The 16,618-nt window shown below is 65.0% G+C and carries 13 protein-coding genes and 1 pseudogene; 7 read left to right on the top strand and 7 right to left on the bottom strand.

Annotated features, from left to right (window positions below; all coding sequences use genetic code 11):
- Window positions 1-36 precede the first annotated feature (36 nt).
- The 4 genes from FG486_RS17790 to gltB all read left to right on the top strand — a co-directional run bounded on the left by FG486_RS17790 (window position 37) and on the right by gltB (window position 8,183).
- Window positions 37-1,041 carry a hypothetical protein gene (locus tag FG486_RS17790; RefSeq protein ID WP_206678415.1) on the top strand — a complete coding sequence of 335 codons (1,005 nt, stop codon included), beginning with the start codon at window positions 37-39 and terminating at the stop codon, window positions 1,039-1,041.
- A gap of 53 nt (window positions 1,042-1,094) precedes the next feature.
- The gene (locus FG486_RS17795) at window positions 1,095-1,898 is read left to right on the top strand and encodes an undecaprenyl-diphosphate phosphatase (RefSeq protein WP_181268557.1); all 804 of its coding nucleotides are present in this window, start codon (window positions 1,095-1,097) and stop codon (window positions 1,896-1,898) included.
- Window positions 1,899-2,160: 262 nt separating this feature from the next.
- Window positions 2,161-3,594 (top strand): NAD(P)-dependent oxidoreductase, encoded by a 1,434-nt coding sequence (locus FG486_RS17800; protein WP_066274761.1) that lies wholly within the window; start codon window positions 2,161-2,163, stop codon window positions 3,592-3,594.
- A gap of 65 nt (window positions 3,595-3,659) precedes the next feature.
- On the top strand, window positions 3,660-8,183 hold the full coding sequence (gltB, locus tag FG486_RS17805) for a glutamate synthase large subunit (RefSeq protein WP_181268558.1): 4,524 nt from the start codon (window positions 3,660-3,662) through the stop codon (window positions 8,181-8,183).
- Window positions 8,184-8,268: 85 nt separating this feature from the next.
- Here gltB and FG486_RS17810 read toward each other — a convergent pair whose 3' ends face one another.
- Window positions 8,269-8,808, bottom strand: coding sequence for an outer membrane protein (locus tag FG486_RS17810; protein ID WP_157759178.1), 540 nt, complete (start codon window positions 8,806-8,808; stop codon window positions 8,269-8,271).
- Window positions 8,809-9,063: 255 nt separating this feature from the next.
- Between FG486_RS17810 and FG486_RS17815 the strand changes: the two genes are divergently transcribed.
- Window positions 9,064-9,735 (top strand): glutathione S-transferase family protein, encoded by a 672-nt coding sequence (locus tag FG486_RS17815; RefSeq protein ID WP_031317962.1) that lies wholly within the window; start codon window positions 9,064-9,066, stop codon window positions 9,733-9,735.
- Window positions 9,736-9,965: 230 nt separating this feature from the next.
- Here the strand turns inward: FG486_RS17815 and FG486_RS18315 are convergent, their stop codons facing one another.
- Window positions 9,966-11,036 (bottom strand): sigma-54 interaction domain-containing protein, encoded by a 1,071-nt coding sequence (locus FG486_RS18315; RefSeq protein WP_066284262.1) that lies wholly within the window; start codon window positions 11,034-11,036, stop codon window positions 9,966-9,968.
- Between the two features lie 163 nt (window positions 11,037-11,199).
- Window positions 11,200-11,889, bottom strand: a complete 690-nt coding sequence (locus FG486_RS17825; protein WP_181268559.1) for a hypothetical protein — start codon at window positions 11,887-11,889, stop codon at window positions 11,200-11,202.
- Window positions 11,890-12,018: 129 nt separating this feature from the next.
- Between FG486_RS17825 and lnt the strand changes: the two genes are divergently transcribed.
- Complete coding sequence (lnt, locus tag FG486_RS17830; RefSeq protein WP_181268560.1) at window positions 12,019-13,551, top strand: apolipoprotein N-acyltransferase; 1,533 nt, start codon at window positions 12,019-12,021, stop codon at window positions 13,549-13,551.
- Window positions 13,552-13,625: 74 nt separating this feature from the next.
- On the top strand, window positions 13,626-14,843 hold the full coding sequence (metK, locus tag FG486_RS17835) for a methionine adenosyltransferase (RefSeq protein ID WP_066284254.1): 1,218 nt from the start codon (window positions 13,626-13,628) through the stop codon (window positions 14,841-14,843).
- An 81-nt stretch (window positions 14,844-14,924) separates the two neighbouring features.
- Here metK and FG486_RS17840 read toward each other — a convergent pair whose 3' ends face one another.
- From FG486_RS17840 to FG486_RS17855, 4 genes and pseudogenes are all read right to left on the bottom strand, one after another.
- On the bottom strand, window positions 14,925-15,299 hold the full coding sequence (locus tag FG486_RS17840) for a hypothetical protein (RefSeq protein ID WP_137775711.1): 375 nt from the start codon (window positions 15,297-15,299) through the stop codon (window positions 14,925-14,927).
- 17 nt (window positions 15,300-15,316) lie between these two features.
- A complete protein-coding gene (locus FG486_RS17845; RefSeq protein WP_137775710.1) occupies window positions 15,317-15,892 on the bottom strand; it encodes a hypothetical protein in 576 nt (191 codons plus the stop codon).
- A gap of 128 nt (window positions 15,893-16,020) precedes the next feature.
- On the bottom strand, window positions 16,021-16,332 hold the full coding sequence (locus FG486_RS17850; RefSeq protein ID WP_066284244.1) for a hypothetical protein: 312 nt from the start codon (window positions 16,330-16,332) through the stop codon (window positions 16,021-16,023).
- A gap of 76 nt (window positions 16,333-16,408) precedes the next feature.
- Window positions 16,409-16,618: pseudogene (locus FG486_RS17855) on the bottom strand (UTP--glucose-1-phosphate uridylyltransferase); the annotation flags it as partial.

Genomic DNA, 16,618 nt, shown 5'->3' on the forward strand with positions numbered 1-16,618 from the left:
GCGCCCGCCGGGATCGTCGCTTCGCTCAAGGGGGACATGATGACGATCGACCGCCGCCATTTTCTGATCGCTTCGGCGAGCGCTGCCGCGCTCGCTGCGCTGCCTTCGCCGGTTCTGGCCGCGAAAAAGGCCAAGTCGCCGGTGTCGGTGAAGAACCCGGCAGCGCTCGCCGGGATTCGTCAGGCGGTGATCGGATCGTTCGCGGTGGGCTTTCTCACCGAGCGGATCGACCGCGCCAAGGCCGGCGGCGGACTGATGGGCGGCGGTTTTGGCGGCAAATCGACTGCGCGCAGCTATCTCGCCGGGCTGACCGACGCCGATTTCAAGGATGCCACCGAAGCAGCCTATGCCGCGTTCACTGACCGGCTGACGTCGATGGGCATCACGCTGGCCGACCGGCAGGGGCTGCTCGCGGCCTATGGCAAGCAGGTCAAGCCGCTGCCCAATGGCGAGGAACGCACGCTGATCACCGGGCGCGACGACAAGGCCAAGGCGCGGCTGTTCAGCCCCGCCGCGCTGGGTGATCCGGTGGTGCTGGTCGAATGGCTGGGCATCATGACCGGCGGCGGCTTCGATTTCAGTTTCAACATGAGTGTCGGCTATGCCAGCGCCAATGCGAAGACCTATGCCAAGTCGTCGGGCCTGCCGGTGATCAACGCGCTGCTGCTCGTCGATTTCGCCGATGCCGACAGCTATGGCGGCTGGTTCACCAACAGCTCTTCGGTCAAGGTCAAGTCGAGCCTCGCCGCCTTTCCCGATGCCAGCCAGCTCACCGTGTTCGCGCCGGGCGGCAAGATCGGGTCGGTGGTGCTCAAGGAACCGGTAGCGATGGGCGGCGATTACGGCACGTTCGCGGATACCACCGGCGGCACCGCTAAGACGCTCGAGACGGTGAGCAATGTCATCGGCTTTCTCGGCGGGGTGGGCACCAACAAGTCGCGCAAGTACACGATGACCGCCGATCCGGCGCGCTGGCGCGAGGGCGTGGCCGGGGTGTCGCAGGAGGCATTCGCCAAGCTGACCGCCAGCCTTTCCGCCTGATAGGCACCCGATAACCGGTTGACTTGGGACCATGCCGTCTTTCTTAAGGCGGCATGATCGAAATGTATCTCATCCCCATATTGCTGGGAATCGTCGAAGGCCTGACCGAGTTTCTGCCGGTCTCTTCCACCGGACATCTCATTCTCGCGACCGAACTGCTCGGCTTCGATGCCGAGGCCTGGGCGGTGTTCAACATCGCGATCCAGCCGGGCGCGATCCTCGCGATCGTGGTGCTTTACTGGCGCACCTTCATGGATGTGCTTGCGGGGCTGATGCGCTGGGAGCCATCTGCCGTCGCGTTCACGCGCAACCTGCTGATCGCCTTCTTCCCGGCTGTCATCCTGGGTCTGGCGTTCGGCGACCAGATCGACAAGCTGCTGGAGAATGCGGTGGTCGTCGCCTGGGCGCTGATCATCGGCGGGGTCGCGATCCTGGTGGTCGAGAAGCTCACCAAGACGAGCGATGCCGGCGGCGTTGCCGGCGTGCCGTTCAAGACCGCGATCGGCATTGGTCTCGTTCAGTGCATCGCGATGATTCCGGGGGTCAGCCGCTCGGGCGCGACCATCCTGGGCGCGATGGCGATGGGCGTCGATCGCAAGACCGCCGCCGAATTCAGCTTCTTCCTCGCGCTGCCGACGCTCACCGGCGCGACGGTGCTGCAGCTCTACAAGAACCGCGACATGCTCACCCCGGACGAGTTCGGGGCGATCGCGATCGGGTTCGTCGTGTCGTTCATCGTCGCGCTGGTCGTGGTCAAGGCGTTCCTCAAGATCATCACGCGTTACGGTTTCGTGCCCTTCGCCTGGTATCGCATCGTCGCGGGCGCGGCAGCCCTGATATGGCTTGCCAACCGATAGGGCCGATACGGACCTGTTAAGGTCGGGAAATTGTCCCAGGCTGCGACGAAATGATCCTTATCGCGGATCAATAGTCAACAATGCTGACCTATTGACAGAAAAATGCGTGACTCTGCGTTCATGATCGCCTAAAGCTGCGTCAGTTGCGGCGCGCGCAATTTTTCGCGCGCCTATCGATTGCGTAAATGAAGGCAGGGGCATGGCTGACCAGCACGACTACACAGTAGCAACCGCAGCGGCGCTCGCGGCGGAAAAGCTCGCGATGCTGCAATTCGTCGATCGCGGTCAGGCCTATCCGCCCAAGCGCAGCGCCGAGGACCGCGCCGACGATTTCGAGGAGATCTCGGACAAGTTCGACGGCAGCGCTGCGCAGGCGCAGTCGGCGCGCTGCTCGCAATGCGGCGTGCCCTATTGCTCGACCCATTGCCCGCTGCACAACCATATCCCCGACTGGCTGCGCCTGACCGCCGAAGGGCGGCTGCGCGAAGCCTATGAGATGTCGAACCTCACCTCGACCATGCCCGAGATTTGCGGCCGCATCTGCCCGCAGGATCGTCTGTGCGAGGGCAATTGCGTGATCGAGTTTTCCGGGCACGGCGCGGTCACCATCGGCTCGGTGGAAAAGTACATCACCGACACCGCCTGGGAGCAGGGCTGGGTCGAGCCGGTGCTGGTCGGCAAGCCGCGGGGCCAGTCGGTCGGCATCATTGGCGCCGGGCCTGCTGGCCTGACCGCAGCCGAATATCTGCGCATGGGCGGCTATGACGTGCATGTCTACGACCGGCACGACCGCGCGGGCGGGCTGCTGACCTATGGCATTCCCGGCTTCAAGCTCGAAAAGGACGTCGTCATGCGCCGCGTCGCGCGGCTCGAGCAAGCGGGCATCGTCTTTCATTGCGGGTTCGAGGTCGGCCGCGACGCCAGCATGGACGATCTGCGCGAGAAGCACGACGCGGTGCTGATCGCGACCGGCGTCTACAAGGCGCGCGATATCAAGGTGCCGGGCATCGGTGCGGATGGCGTCGTCCCCGCGCTTGATTATCTCATTGCCTCGAACCGCAAGGGCTTTGGCGATGACGTGCCCGCTTTCGATAGCGGCGCGCTGAACGCCGCAGGCAAGCATGTTGTCGTCATCGGCGGCGGCGATACCGCGATGGATTGCGTGCGCACCGCCGTCCGCCAGGGCGCGGCCTCGGTCAAGTGCCTCTACCGCCGCGACCGGATCAACATGCCCGGGTCGCAGCGCGAGGTGCTCAATGCCGAGGAAGAGGGCGTCGAGTTCGTCTGGCTCTCCGGACCCGTCGCGGTCGAGGGCACGCCGCACGCGACAGCGGTCCGCGCCAGCCGCATGCGCCTGGGCGCGCCCGACGCTTCGGGCCGCAGCGCGCCCGAGCCCGATCCCGACAGCGATTTCTCGGTCCCGGCCGACCTCGTCATCAAGGCCCTGGGCTTCGATCCCGAGGACCTGCCGGTCGCATTCGGCTGCGACGAGCTCTCGGTCCAGCGTTGGGGCACGCTGCGCGTCGACCACAAGACGATGATGACCAGCCTCGATGGCGTGTTTGCCGCAGGCGATATCGTGCGCGGTGCCTCGCTGGTGGTCTGGGCGATCCGCGACGGCCGCGATGTTGCCGAGCACATGCACAAATATTTGAAGGCCAAGGCCCGCGCCGGGGCCGAAATGGTCGCCGCCTGAGCAAGATGACGGACCTGGCCGGATGAGCGCGACGCCCCGGCCGGTCGAGACGAAAGACACGAGACATGACCCATTTTCCCACGCCCGAGCATGAACGCCTTGCCCGCGAAGGCATGTATCGCCCGGATACCGAATCCGATGCCTGCGGCGTCGGCTTGGTTGCGGCGACCGACGGGCGGCCCTCGCGCCGTGTCGTCGAAAGCGCGATCGATGCGCTGAAGGCGGTCTGGCACCGCGGCGCGGTCGATGCCGATGGCATGACCGGCGATGGCGCGGGCTTGCATGTCGACCTGCCGGTGCGCTTCTTCGACGACGCGATTGCGGACAGCGGCCACAAGGTGCTGCCCAACAAGCTCGCGGTCGGCATGGTCTTCCTGCCGCGCACCGATCTTCAGGCGCAGGAAACGTGCCGCACGATCGTCGAGAGCGAGATCATCGAGGCGGGTTATACCATCTATGGCTGGCGCCAGGTGCCGGTGAACATCGCGGTCATCGGCGACAAGGCGCAGCGCACTCGGCCAGAGATCGAGCAGATCATGATCGCCGGACCCATGCCCGACGAACAGAATATCGCCGAGTTCGAAAAGCAGCTCTATCTCGTCCGCCGCCGGATCGAGAACAAGGTGATCGCCGCGCAGATCAGCGATTTCTACATCTGCTCGCTGTCGTGCCGCTCGATCATCTACAAGGGCCTGTTCCTCGCCGAGAGCCTGTCGGTCTTCTATCCCGATCTTACCGATCCGCGCTTCGAGAGCCGTATCGCGATCTTCCACCAGCGCTATTCGACCAACACCTTCCCGCAATGGTGGCTGGCCCAGCCGTTCCGCTGTCTTGCGCATAATGGCGAGATCAACACCATCCGGGGCAACAAGAACTGGATGAAGAGCCACGAGATCAAGATGGCGTCGCTGGCCTTTGGCGAGAACAGCGAGGACATCAAGCCGGTGATCCCCGCAGGCGCTTCCGACACGGCGGCGCTCGATGCGGTGTTCGAGGCGATCTGCCGCTCGGGCCGCGAAGCCCCCACCGCCAAGATCATGCTGGTGCCCGAGGCCTGGCAGGGCGACCAGGTGCTGCCGCCCGAGCACAAGGCGATGTACGAATATATGGCGAGCGTGATGGAACCCTGGGACGGCCCGGCGGCGCTGGCGATGACCGATGGCCGCTGGGCGGTGGCGGGCGTCGACCGCAACGCGCTGCGCCCGCTGCGCTACAGCCTCACCAACGACAATCTGCTCGTCATCGGGTCGGAAACCGGCATGGTCGTGCTGCCCGAAAGCAGCATCGTCGAGAAGGGCAGGCTGGGGCCGGGCCAAATGATCGCGGTCGATCTGCACGAGGGCAAGTTCTATCACGATCGCGAGATCAAGGACCGGATCGCCGCCGAGCAGCCCTATCGTGACCTGGTCAAGGGCTTCCGCTCGATCCATGACCTGCCGCCTGCCGGACCCGACAGCATCGCCGAGATGAACCGCGCCGAACTGACCCGGCGTCAGGTCGCGGCGGGCCTGACCATCGAGGACATGGAGACGATCCTCGCGCCGATGGCCGAGGACGGCAAGGAAGCCATCGGGTCGATGGGCGACGATACCCCGCTCGCGGTGGTCAGCGCCAAGCCGCGCCCGATCGCGCAGTTCTTCCGCCAGAATTTCAGCCAGGTCACCAACCCGCCGATCGACAGCTTGCGCGAACGGCATGTGATGAGCCTGAAGACGCGCTTTTCGAACCTCGCCAACATCCTCGAGCAGGACAGCCAGAACGAGCGCGTGCTTGTGCTCGACAGCCCGGTGCTGACCAATGCCGAGTGGGGCCGGCTCAAGGCCGATTTCGGGCGGCTGGTCGCCGATATCGACTGCGTCTTCCCGGCCGAGGGCGGACCCGAACAGCTACGCGCCGCGATCACCCGCATCCGCAACGAAGCCGAACAGGCGGTGCGCGAAGGCAGCACCGAGATCTTCCTCTCGGACGAGAAGGCCGACGAGGACCATATCGGCGTGCCGATGATCCTCGCGGCCGCCGCCGTGCACACGCATCTCGTGCGCAAGGGGCTGCGCGCCTATGCCTCGATCAACGTGCGCACCGCCGAGTGCCTCGATACGCACCATTTCGCGGTGCTGATCGGCGCGGGTGCGACCACGGTCAACGCCTGGCTCGCCGAATTGTCGATCGCCGACCGCCAGGCGCGCGGCCTGTGCGGCGACATCAGCCTCGACAAGTGCATCGCCAATTACCGCAAGGCGATCAACGAAGGCCTGCTCAAGATCATGTCCAAGATGGGCATCGCGGTGATCTCGAGCTATCGCGGCGGATACAATTTCGAGGCGGTTGGATTGAGCCGCGCGCTGGTCAACGACCTGTTCCCCGGCATGCCGTCGAAGATCTCGGGCGAAGGCTATGCCTCGCTGCACCTCAATGCCAAGCTGCGGCACGAGGCAGCGTGGGACAGCAATGTCGCGCGGCTGCCGATCGGCGGCTTCTACAAGCAGCGCGACGGCGGCGAGGCGCATGCCTATTCCGCCGGGCTGATGCACCTGCTGCAAACCGCGGTCGCCAAGGACAGCTATTCGCAATATCTGCAGTTCGCCGCAGGCGTGCGCGAGCTGCCGCCGGTGTACCTGCGCGACCTGATGGAGTTCAACTACGCGGCCAAGCCGGTGCCGCTCGACGAGGTCGAGGCGATCACCGAAATCCGCAAGCGCTTCGTCACGCCTGGCATGTCGCTGGGCGCGCTGTCGCCCGAAGCGCATGAGACGCTGGCGATCGCGATGAACCGCATCGGCGCCAAGGCGGTCTCGGGCGAGGGCGGCGAGGCCTCCGAACGCTATTCGCCGCGCGACAATGGCGACAATGCCAATAGCGGCATCAAGCAGGTCGCATCGGGCCGGTTCGGCGTCACCGCAGAATATCTCGGCGCGTGCGAGGAGATCGAGATCAAGGTCGCACAAGGGGCAAAGCCCGGCGAGGGCGGCCAGCTGCCCGGCTTCAAGGTGACCGAATATATCGCCAAGCTGCGTCACTCGACGCCGGGGGTGACGCTGATCAGCCCGCCGCCGCACCACGACATCTATTCGATCGAGGATCTGGCGCAGCTGATCTACGACCTCAAGCAGATCAACCCGCATGCGCGCGTCTGCGTGAAGCTGGTCTCGGCGGCGGGCATCGGCACGATCGCGGCGGGCGTCGCCAAGGCGCATGCCGACGTGATCCTCGTCTCGGGCAATGTCGGCGGCACGGGCGCATCGCCCCAGACCAGCATCAAGTACGCCGGCACGCCCTGGGAAATGGGCCTGTCCGAGGCGAACCAGGTGCTCACGCTCAACGGGTTGAGGCATCGGGTGAAGCTGCGCACCGATGGCGGGCTCAAGACCGGGCGCGACATCGTGATCGCGGCGATCCTGGGCGCAGAGGAATATGGCATCGGCACCCTGTCGCTGGTCGCCATGGGCTGCATCATGGTGCGCCAGTGCCACAGCAACACCTGCCCGGTGGGCGTGTGCGTGCAGGACGAGCGGCTGCGCGCCAAGTTCACCGGCACGCCCGAAAAGGTCATCAACCTCATGACCTTCATCGCCGAGGAAGTGCGCGAGATCCTAGCGCGGCTGGGCTTCCGCAGCCTCGACGAGATCATCGGCCGCACCGACCTGCTGCGCCAGGTCAGCCGCGGGGCCGAGCATCTCGACGATCTCGACCTCAACCCGATCCTCGCCAAGGTCGATGTCGCCGACGAACAGCGCCGGTTCAGCCTCGATACCTGGCGCAACCCGGTGCCCGACAGCCTCGACGCGCTGATCCTCAAGGATGCACGCCCCGTGTTCGACCGGCGCGAGAAGATGCAGCTGACCTATAATGTCCGCAACACGCACCGTGCGGTGGGCACGCGGCTTTCGGCCGAGATCACGCGCATCTATGGCATGAAGGCATTGGACGAGGGCCATGTCCGCATCCGGCTGCGCGGCTCTGCGGGCCAGTCGCTCGGCGCGTTCCTGTGCCAGGGCATCACGCTCGAGGTGTTCGGCGACGCGAACGACTATGTCGGCAAGGGTCTTTCGGGCGGCACGATCATCGTGCGGCCGACGGTGAGTTCGCCGCTGGTCAGCCATGCCAACACGATCATCGGCAACACCGTGCTCTATGGCGCGACTGCGGGCAAGCTGTTCGCGGCCGGCCAGGCGGGCGAGCGCTTCGCGGTGCGCAACTCGGGCGCGGAAGTGGTGGTCGAGGGCTGCGGCGCCAATGGCTGCGAATATATGACCGGCGGCACGGCGGTGATCCTGGGCGAGACCGGAAGCAATTTCGGTGCCGGGATGACTGGCGGCATGGCCTTCGTGCTTGATCGGCACGACCGCTTTACCGGCCAGGCTAACCCCGAATCGATCGTCTGGCAGCGCATCGACAGCGCGTATTGGGAGGATCGTCTCAAGGGCCTGATCGCCGCGCATATCGAAGGCACCGACAGCCAGTGGGCGCAGGAGATCCTGCGCAACTGGGACCGCTATCTGCCGCAATTCTGGCAGGTCTGCCCCAAGGAGATGCTGACCCGTCTCGCGCATCCGCTGAGCGATGCGGTGGCGATGGAAGCTGCCGAATGACAGGAAGGTCGTAACAAGAAGCCCCGCCCGCCCTGGGGAAAGGGGCGGGCGGGGCCTGTTCACCCGTTGCGGGTCAGCGTTTCGCTCAGAAGTTGAACGACAGGCCGCCGGCAACGCGGGTGGTGTCGAAGCCCAGCGTATCGACCGTCACGCGCAGCGCGGTGTTGGGGCCGATCTTGTACTGGCCGCCAACGCCGACGAGATAATCGCCATCGGTGTCGTCAAAGCCGGCGGGGACGGGCACGTTCAGCACCTTCGATCCGTCGACATTCACCCACTGATAGCCGCCGCGCGCGAACAGCTGGCCGCGATCGCCAACCTTCACGCCGATCTTGCCGGCGACGCCATATTCGCTGTCGATGGCGTTCGAGCCGAGGTTGTAATTGCCCTCAGCACCCAGGATCAGGGTCGGGCCGACGGGAACGTCGACACCGGCATAGACGCCATAGATCGCGCCGTCATCGGCACCGATCGGGTTGCTGCCAAGGTCATGATAGCCGACCTGGCCGCCGACATAGACTTCCGGCTGGCCGGCATCCTGCGCCATGGCCGGGGCCGACAGCGCAAAGGGAAGCGCGGCTGCGGCCGAAAGCGCTGCGAGCTTGAGGGGGGTCAGTGTTTTCATTTTCTTGTCCTTCATGTGCGCGCCAGGTCCTGCCCGGCGTCGGAGCCGGTCTAGGCCCGCGAACCCGTCCCGAAGCTGAACGAAAGATGCGGCAAATCGACAGATTCCATCCGTTCGTCGAAACAAAATGACTATCCGTTCAGGTTCTCGCTGGGGGAGAGGGGGCGGACGATCGCCCCGTTCTGACCGTAAAATGCGCCTCGCCGCCAAAGCATTATATGGACGCCTTCGCGCCGCTGTTGCATGGAGGATGGAATGTGGCAGCTGTTCCAATTTCCCCTGTGTCCGTTTTCGCGCAAAGTCCGGCTTCTGCTGGGGGAAAAGGGCATCGGCTATGAGCTGGTACGCGAATCACCCTGGGAACAGCGCGACGAGTTTCTCGACATGAACCCCGCCGGGCGCACCCCGGTGATGCGCCATCGCGACCGTGACCAGACGCTGTGCGACAGCTGGGCGATTTGCGAATATTTCGAGGAAACGGTCGAGAAGAACCCGATGATCAACGGATCGGCGGACAACCGCGCCGAGATACGGCGGCTCGTCGCCTGGTTTGACGAGCAGTTCTTCGGCGATGTCGTCGCGCCCCTGATGCACGAACGCATGCGCAAGCGGCTGATCTATCGCCAGCCGCCCGATGGCCGCGTGCTGCGCGAGGCGATGCGGCTTGCGAACACGCATCTCGACTATATCGACTATCTGCTCGACCATCATGCCTGGATCGCAGGCGCGACGATGAGCCTCGCCGATCTGGCCGCTGCGGCGCATATCTCGATCGCCGATTATCTGGGCGGCATCGACTGGCTGGCGCATGCGCAGACGGCGGACTGGTACAGGAAATTCAAGTCGCGGCCTTCGTTCCGGCCGCTGCTGGCCGAACGGATGGAAGTGATCAAGCCGCCCTCGCATTACGAGGAAGCGGATTTCTGACCAGCGTCTCCCCTCCCCAGCCCCGCACGCCTCTCCCTTGATGGGAGAGGCAGCGAGACTTGGCGACGAGGAGCCTAGTCGCAGCGGTGAGGGTGATGGTTCGGCTGGTGTGCAGCGGTGCGATGGCGGAAGGCTTTGCAATCCGGAGAGAGCACCCCCACCCAACCCTCCCCATCAAGGGGGAGGGCTAGCAGGTCTTCCATCCCGCAACGCGGCGCTTTTGCCGAACATTACGCGCTCAGCGCGATTTCGCGGCCGATCTGGTAGCGCTTCATCTTCTCGACAAAGGTCGTGCGCTGCAGCTTGACCAGGCGGGCGGCAGCGGAAACCACGCCGCCGGTCGATTCGAGCGCCTCGATCAGCACGCGGCGCTCCTCGTTCTGCAGATATTCGCGCAGGTCGATCGGCTTGGCGAAGCTGGGCGTAGGGGCCGGAATGGTCACGGAGGGCGCAGCAGCCATCGGCACGACATTGGCCGGCATCGCCACGCCGATCGGCTGCGACAGTTCGGGGCGCGCCGAGCGGATCGGGCGGAGCAGCATCGCCATCTGGTCGGTGCCGACTTCCATGCCTTGGAAGAACACGGCGGCGCGCTCGACCAGGTTCTTGAGCTCGCGGACGTTGCCCGGCCAGTCATGCGCCATCAGGATCGCCATCGCCTCATCGGTGAACACTGGTGGATTGTCGGCGGCAAAGCCGCGCGAGAGAAAATGCTGCACCAGCATCGGAATGTCCTCGAGGCGCTCGGCGAGGGCAGGCAGCTCGATCGGCAGGACGTTGAGGCGGTAGAACAAGTCAGCGCGGAACCGGCCTTCTGCAATCGCGCTTTCGAGGCACTGGTGGGTTGCCGCGATCAGGCGCACGTCGACGCGCACATCGTCGTTGCTGCCGATGCGGCGGACCTTCTGGTCCTCGAGCACGCGCAGCAGGCGGACCTGCATGTCGAGCGGCATCTCGCCGATTTCGTCGAGAAAGAGCGTGCCGTTATGCGCGGACTCGAAATGGCCGATGCGGCGGGCGATCGCGCCGGTGAAGCTGCCCTTTTCATGGCCGAACAGTTCGGATTCGATCAGCTCGCGCGGGATGGCGCCGCTGTTGACCGCGATGAAAGGGGCGGCGGCGCGCTGCGAGGCGCGGTGCAGCGCGTGCGCGACCAGCTCCTTGCCGGTGCCCGACGGGCCGGTGATCAGAACCGAAGCATTGGTCTGGGCGGCAAAGCGCACGAGGCCGCGGATCTCGCGGATCGCAACGCTGTTGCCCACGATCAGTTCGGCCATGGCCTGTCCGTCGATCTGTTCCATTTTGCTTGCCCCATATCGTTACCGGCACTGCTTGCCGTGTCTGGTTAACGATTTAGGGGTCAATCGTTAACGATGGGTAAAGTCGTCAGGTCCGCTGACAGTTTTCGCCATTTTTTTGACAGGCTGTGGATAAGCCGCGTCCCGATATGGGGCGGCTTGCTGGTCAGCGCTTTTCGGCGGGCTTGGCCATGTTGAAACAGGCTTCGAAATCGATGTCGCCATCAGCAGCCTGCGCATCGTCGCCGGGATTGCGCGCCATGTCCTTCGCGATCGCCGCCTCGCGCGTCTCGATCAGCTTCGCATCGGCCTCGTTGCCGCTCAGTCCCGCGTCGCGCATTTCGTCGCGGGCGCGCGATTCGAGCACGCTGGCGAGCGTCTTGAGGTCGCGCGCGGTGTTCGAATCGCCCTCGCGGCCCTTCACCTCCTCATAGGCGAGCTGCACATAGACCGCGCATTGCAGCATCGATGGCGGCGGGGGCACGGGAACGGCTGCGTCGAGCTTTTCGAGGCACGGGGTCATGATGGCATCGACCACGCCCGCCGGGTCGTTCGATTGCGCCGCATCGCTCTGCAACTGCTGGACAATCTGCGTCAGCGCTGCGCCGATCGCCGCATCGCTCGATGCGGTTTCGGTAACGATTCGCTCGGCGGTGTTAACAAAATAGGTGCGGCCGCGCGTGACCATGGTGGGATAGGCCAATGCGGACGTCACCCCGCGCTCCTGCTCGGACGCGATGATCGCGAAGGCCGCCGCGCAGGTCAGGTCGTCGCGCTGCGTCTGGGTCAGTGCGGGCGGGGCGACGGGTGCAGGTGCGGCTTGCGCGGCGAACAGCAGGGCAGCGAGGTGGATCATGGCCGCAAGCTTATGCGGAGGGCGGTGCGGCGTGTCACCTGATTTTGGTGCAAAATCCCTGCGGTTCGTGACAGGCGCGTTGCAACGCCGATTGTCACGCCGCAACAGGCGGGGCATAGCACCGCACAGATGATCCAGCGCTTTCCCAAATGGCTCGCCCTGCTGGCGGGCGGGCTTTCCGCCACCGGCTTTGCACCGCTGAACCTGTGGCCGGTGACGCTGGCGTGCATGGCACTGCTGATCCATCTCATCGCCACGGCACCGAGCCGAAAGGCCGCGTTTTCGCGCGGCTGGCTGTTTGGCCTGGGCCAGTTCACCATCGGGCTCAACTGGATCGCGATCGCCTTTACCTATCAGGATGCCATGCCGCACTGGCTCGGCTGGGTCGCGGTGGTGGGGCTGTCCTGCTATCTGGCGCTGTTTCCTGCGCTGGCGGCGCTGGTGGCGCATCTGCTCCCGCGCAAGATTGCAGCGGCGGATGCACGCTTCATCCTTGCCTTTGCCGCCTTGTGGCTGATCACCGAATGGATGCGCGCCTGGGTGTTTACCGGCTTCGCCTGGAACCCGCTGGGTGTCATCGCGCTCGAATTCGGCTGGGCAGCGCGGCTGGTCGGCACTTATGGCCTGGGCGCGCTGGTGATGCTGATGGCGGGCGCGCTGCTGCTGGCAGTGCAGCGGCAGTGGAAGCCCGCGCTCGGTCTGTTCGCCGGGGTGGCGCTCCTCAGCCTGGGCGGATGGACGCTTGCGCCTTCGCCTGCGGGCTTCACGCGCACGCCGATCACCGTGGTACAGCCGAACAACGACCAGTCGGACAAATATGATCCGGTCATGGCCGCGCGCAATTTCGCGCGGCTGGTCGATCAGACCGTCGATCGCAAGGCGCCGCCGGGGCGCATCGTGTTCTGGCCCGAGGCTGCGACCGAGGATTTCGTCGAGGATGGCTATCCGCGCCGCTATTATTATCCCGAAACGCCCGCGGGCATCCGCGCCCGGCTGACCCGGCCGATCAACGATGGCGATCTGCTGGTTACCGGCGGGGTGAAGCTCGATTTCGACCGCAACGGGCGCGCTATAGCGGCGGCGAACAGCGTGTTCGTCTTTTCCAGCCAGGCCGAGATCCTGGGCAGTTACGACAAGAGCCATCTGGTCCCCGGCGGCGAGTATCTGCCCTATGAAGAAATCCTCGGCCAGATCGGGCTGTCGCGACTGGTGCCCGGGACGCTCGGCTTCACCCCCGGGCCGGGGGCGCAGACGCTCGATCTCGGCCGCTTGGGCCGGATGGGGCTGCAGATCTGCTACGAGATCGTCTTCTCGGGCGAGGTGGCCGATCGGAACAATCGCCCCGACTTCATCTTCAACCCCAGCAACGATGCCTGGTTCGGCCCCTGGGGCCCGCCCCAGCATCTGGCCCAGGCGCGGATGCGGGGACTGGAAGAAGGGCTGCCGGTAATCCGCTCCACCCCTACCGGCATCTCGGCAGTGGTCGATGCCGATGGGCGGTTGCTCGATTCGATTGCGCACCACAAGGCGGGGCATATCGATACTGTGCTGCCGAGGGCGCATGCCGCCACGCCGTTTGCGCTCTGGGGCAACGCGCTTGCGCTTGGGCTGGCCGGGCTGCTGCTGCTGTTCGCGGTTGCGCTGCGTGCATTCCCCCGTTAAGGGCCGTGATATAAGGAAATCTTTATATGTGCCTCAGGGGCGGTCGCCCCTGGGCCTCAGCGAGAAGGCGATCCATGCGCAAGAGCTTCCTCTTTACTTCCGAATCGGTCAGCGAAGGCCATCCCGACAAGGTTGCGGACCAGATTTCCGATTCGATCGTCGATCTGTTCCTGTCGAAGGACCCCTATGCGCGCGTCGCCTGCGAAACGCTGACCACCACCCAGCGCGTCGTGCTCGCCGGTGAAATCCGCTGCAAGGGCGTATACGAGAATGGCGAATGGGCCCCCGGCGCGCTCGAGGAGATCGAGAAGACCGTCCGCGCGACCGTGAAGCGCATCGGCTACGAGCAGGAAGGTTTCCACTGGGAGACCTTCAGCTTCGAGAACCATCTGCACGGCCAGTCGGCGGAAATCGCGCAGGGCGTCGATGCCAAGGACAACAAGGACGAAGGCGCGGGCGACCAGGGCATCATGTTCGGCTATGCCTCGGACGAGACCGAAGACCTTATGCCCGCGACGCTCGACTATTCGCACAAGATCCTCGAGCGCATGGCTGCAGACCGTCACGCCAAGGTCGTCGATTTCCTTGAGCCCGACGCCAAGAGCCAGGTGACGCTCGCCTATGAAGACGAAAAGCCGGTGCGCGCCACCGCTCTCGTCGTCTCGACCCAGCACGCGCCCGATTATTACTGGCACGAAGGCCAGGGCGATGCCGACAAGTATCAGAAGCTGTACGACTATGTCGTTGGCGTGATGCACGATGTCCTCCCTGAGGGCTTCATCACCGACGAGACCAAAATCTATGTGAACCCCACCGGCCGCTTCGAGATTGGCGGTCCCGATGGCGATGCCGGCGTGACCGGTCGCAAGATCATCGTCGACACCTATGGCGGTGCCTCGCCGCATGGCGGCGGCGCGTTCTCGGGCAAGGACCCGACCAAGGTCGACCGTTCGGCGGCCTATATCAGCCGCTACATGGCCAAGAACATTGTTGCGGCCGGCCTGGCGCGTCGTTGCACCATCCAGCTGTCCTACGCCATCGGCATTGCCGAGCCGCTGTCGCTCTATGTCGACACGCACGGCACCGGAACGGTCGCCGACGACAGGATCGAGGCGGTGCTGCCGCAGCTCGTCCGCCTGACGCCGCGCGGCATCCGCGAGCATCTGGGCCTCAACAAGCCGATCTACCAGAAGTCGGCCGCTTACGGTCACTTCGGCCGCAAGCCCGAAGGCGACTTCTTCCCCTGGGAGAAGACCGACCTCGCTGAGAAGCTCAAGGCTGCGCTGGCCTGATCCTGCCGGATCACTGAAACACGAAAGGCCGGGTCATCAGCACGATGACCCGGCCTTTTGTCGTTGGGAGTGGCCTTGCGGTCAGCTGCTCCAGGCGCGCCAAAGAACGAACGGATAGGTCAGCACGATGGCGGCAAAGATGCTGGCAATGCCCCAGGGAGCAGGCTTGCCTGCCAGCACGAGCGGAAGGACGAACAGGGTCAACCACAGCGCCTTGTAGATGATCTGGACCAGCAGCAGAGGCGCGAACAGCACGGGCATGAAAAGCCCGAACACCGACGCGGACAGAATTGCGGCCCAGAGGCTACCTACCAGCAGCCTGAGACCCAGGCTGTCGGTCACCGTTCCCTGAAAGACCGAAGCCATGGCGTTGCCGAAAAACATCGCCCAGCAGACCGGTACAAGGATCAGGATGTTGGCAAGATAGGCCAGCCTGAGCAGCGCTCCGGTCTCCATCGCCCGCGATCCTGCCCTTACAGCTTCCCGAATTTCGCCTCGAAACCGGCAATGTCGCCGCGGGCGAGGAAGCCGGCCTGCTCGATCCAGCCGTCGCGCTCGATGCGGCCCTTGAACGTGCCGAGATAGGGATCGATCTCCGCGACATCGGCGGCGGTCCAGGCGGCGATCTGGTCGTAGCGGGCCACGCCCAGTTCGCCGAGCAGCGTGTTCAGCTTGGGGCCGATGCCCTTGATCTTGCGCAGATCGTCCGGCTCGCCCACGGCGGCCGCGATGCGCGGCTTGCCGCTGGCCTGGGCCTCGGCGGCCTGAGCAGCGATCTCAGCATCGACATCGGCGGTGGAGAGCGCCGCGACCGTCGGATCGGGCGCGCCGCCGATGGTCGGAATGATCGCGGGCGGGGCTTCGACCGCGGCGTGACCGTGATCGTGGCCATGACCGTCTTGCCCATGTGCGCCATGGCCGTGATCGTCATGGCCGTGCCCGGCATCGTGATGGCCTGCGCCGCCGCTGCGCCCGACCAGCGCCCAGATGAGGATCATCACCGCGATCACCAGCGCGGCGATCAGGAAAAAGAGCTGCTGTCCATCCATGGATTATCGAGGCCTTTCGTCAACGAGGGGCCCGGCATGCGATGCGGCCCGCCCTGTTCTGGCCCTTAACCGCAGGATCGATTCGTGACCAGTCCCGCGATGAAGAGCGTGGGCGAAGGTTCCGGGGGCTACATCACCCGGTCGCGTTCCTCGTCGATCTGTTCCTGGATATCGCGCGCCTGCTCGCAGGCATCGTCATCGCCATCGTCGCATTTGCGCAGTGCCTTGTCGCGCTGGCGCTGCAGCTTGCCCAGCCGCTCCTCGGCCTTGCGCATCGCGCGGCCGCGATTCTCGTCGGCTTCGGACTGGCTGGTGGTGGCTAGATCGACGCCCTTCGAGACGATCTTGACCGGCGCAGTGACGACAGTGCCCACCGCGCTCGCAATGCAGCCGGTCAGCGCCAGCGGGGCGATCAATGCAAGCCCCAGCGAAATTTTCATGTATGCAACCCTCCAGCGCGCCAAAGCCCGCGCGCGCTGGATGATGCTATAGCCCGGCTGAGCCGATGCTGAACCTTTATTTCAGCAGATCCACCGCAAAGGCGCGGATTTCGTCCGCCATGTCCTCGCGCTCCAGTGCAATCGCCAGGTTCGCCTGGACATAACCGGCCTTCGAGCCGCAGTCGTAGCGCTTGCCGGCAAAGGTGACGGCGTGGAACGGCTGGCTGCCGATCATCCGCGCCATCGCGTCGGTCAGCTGGATCTCGTTGCCCGCACCCTTTTCCTG

The sequence above is a fragment of the Blastomonas ursincola genome, from assembly GCF_013607875.1.
Classification (GTDB): Bacteria; Pseudomonadota; Alphaproteobacteria; order Sphingomonadales; family Sphingomonadaceae; genus Blastomonas; species Blastomonas ursincola.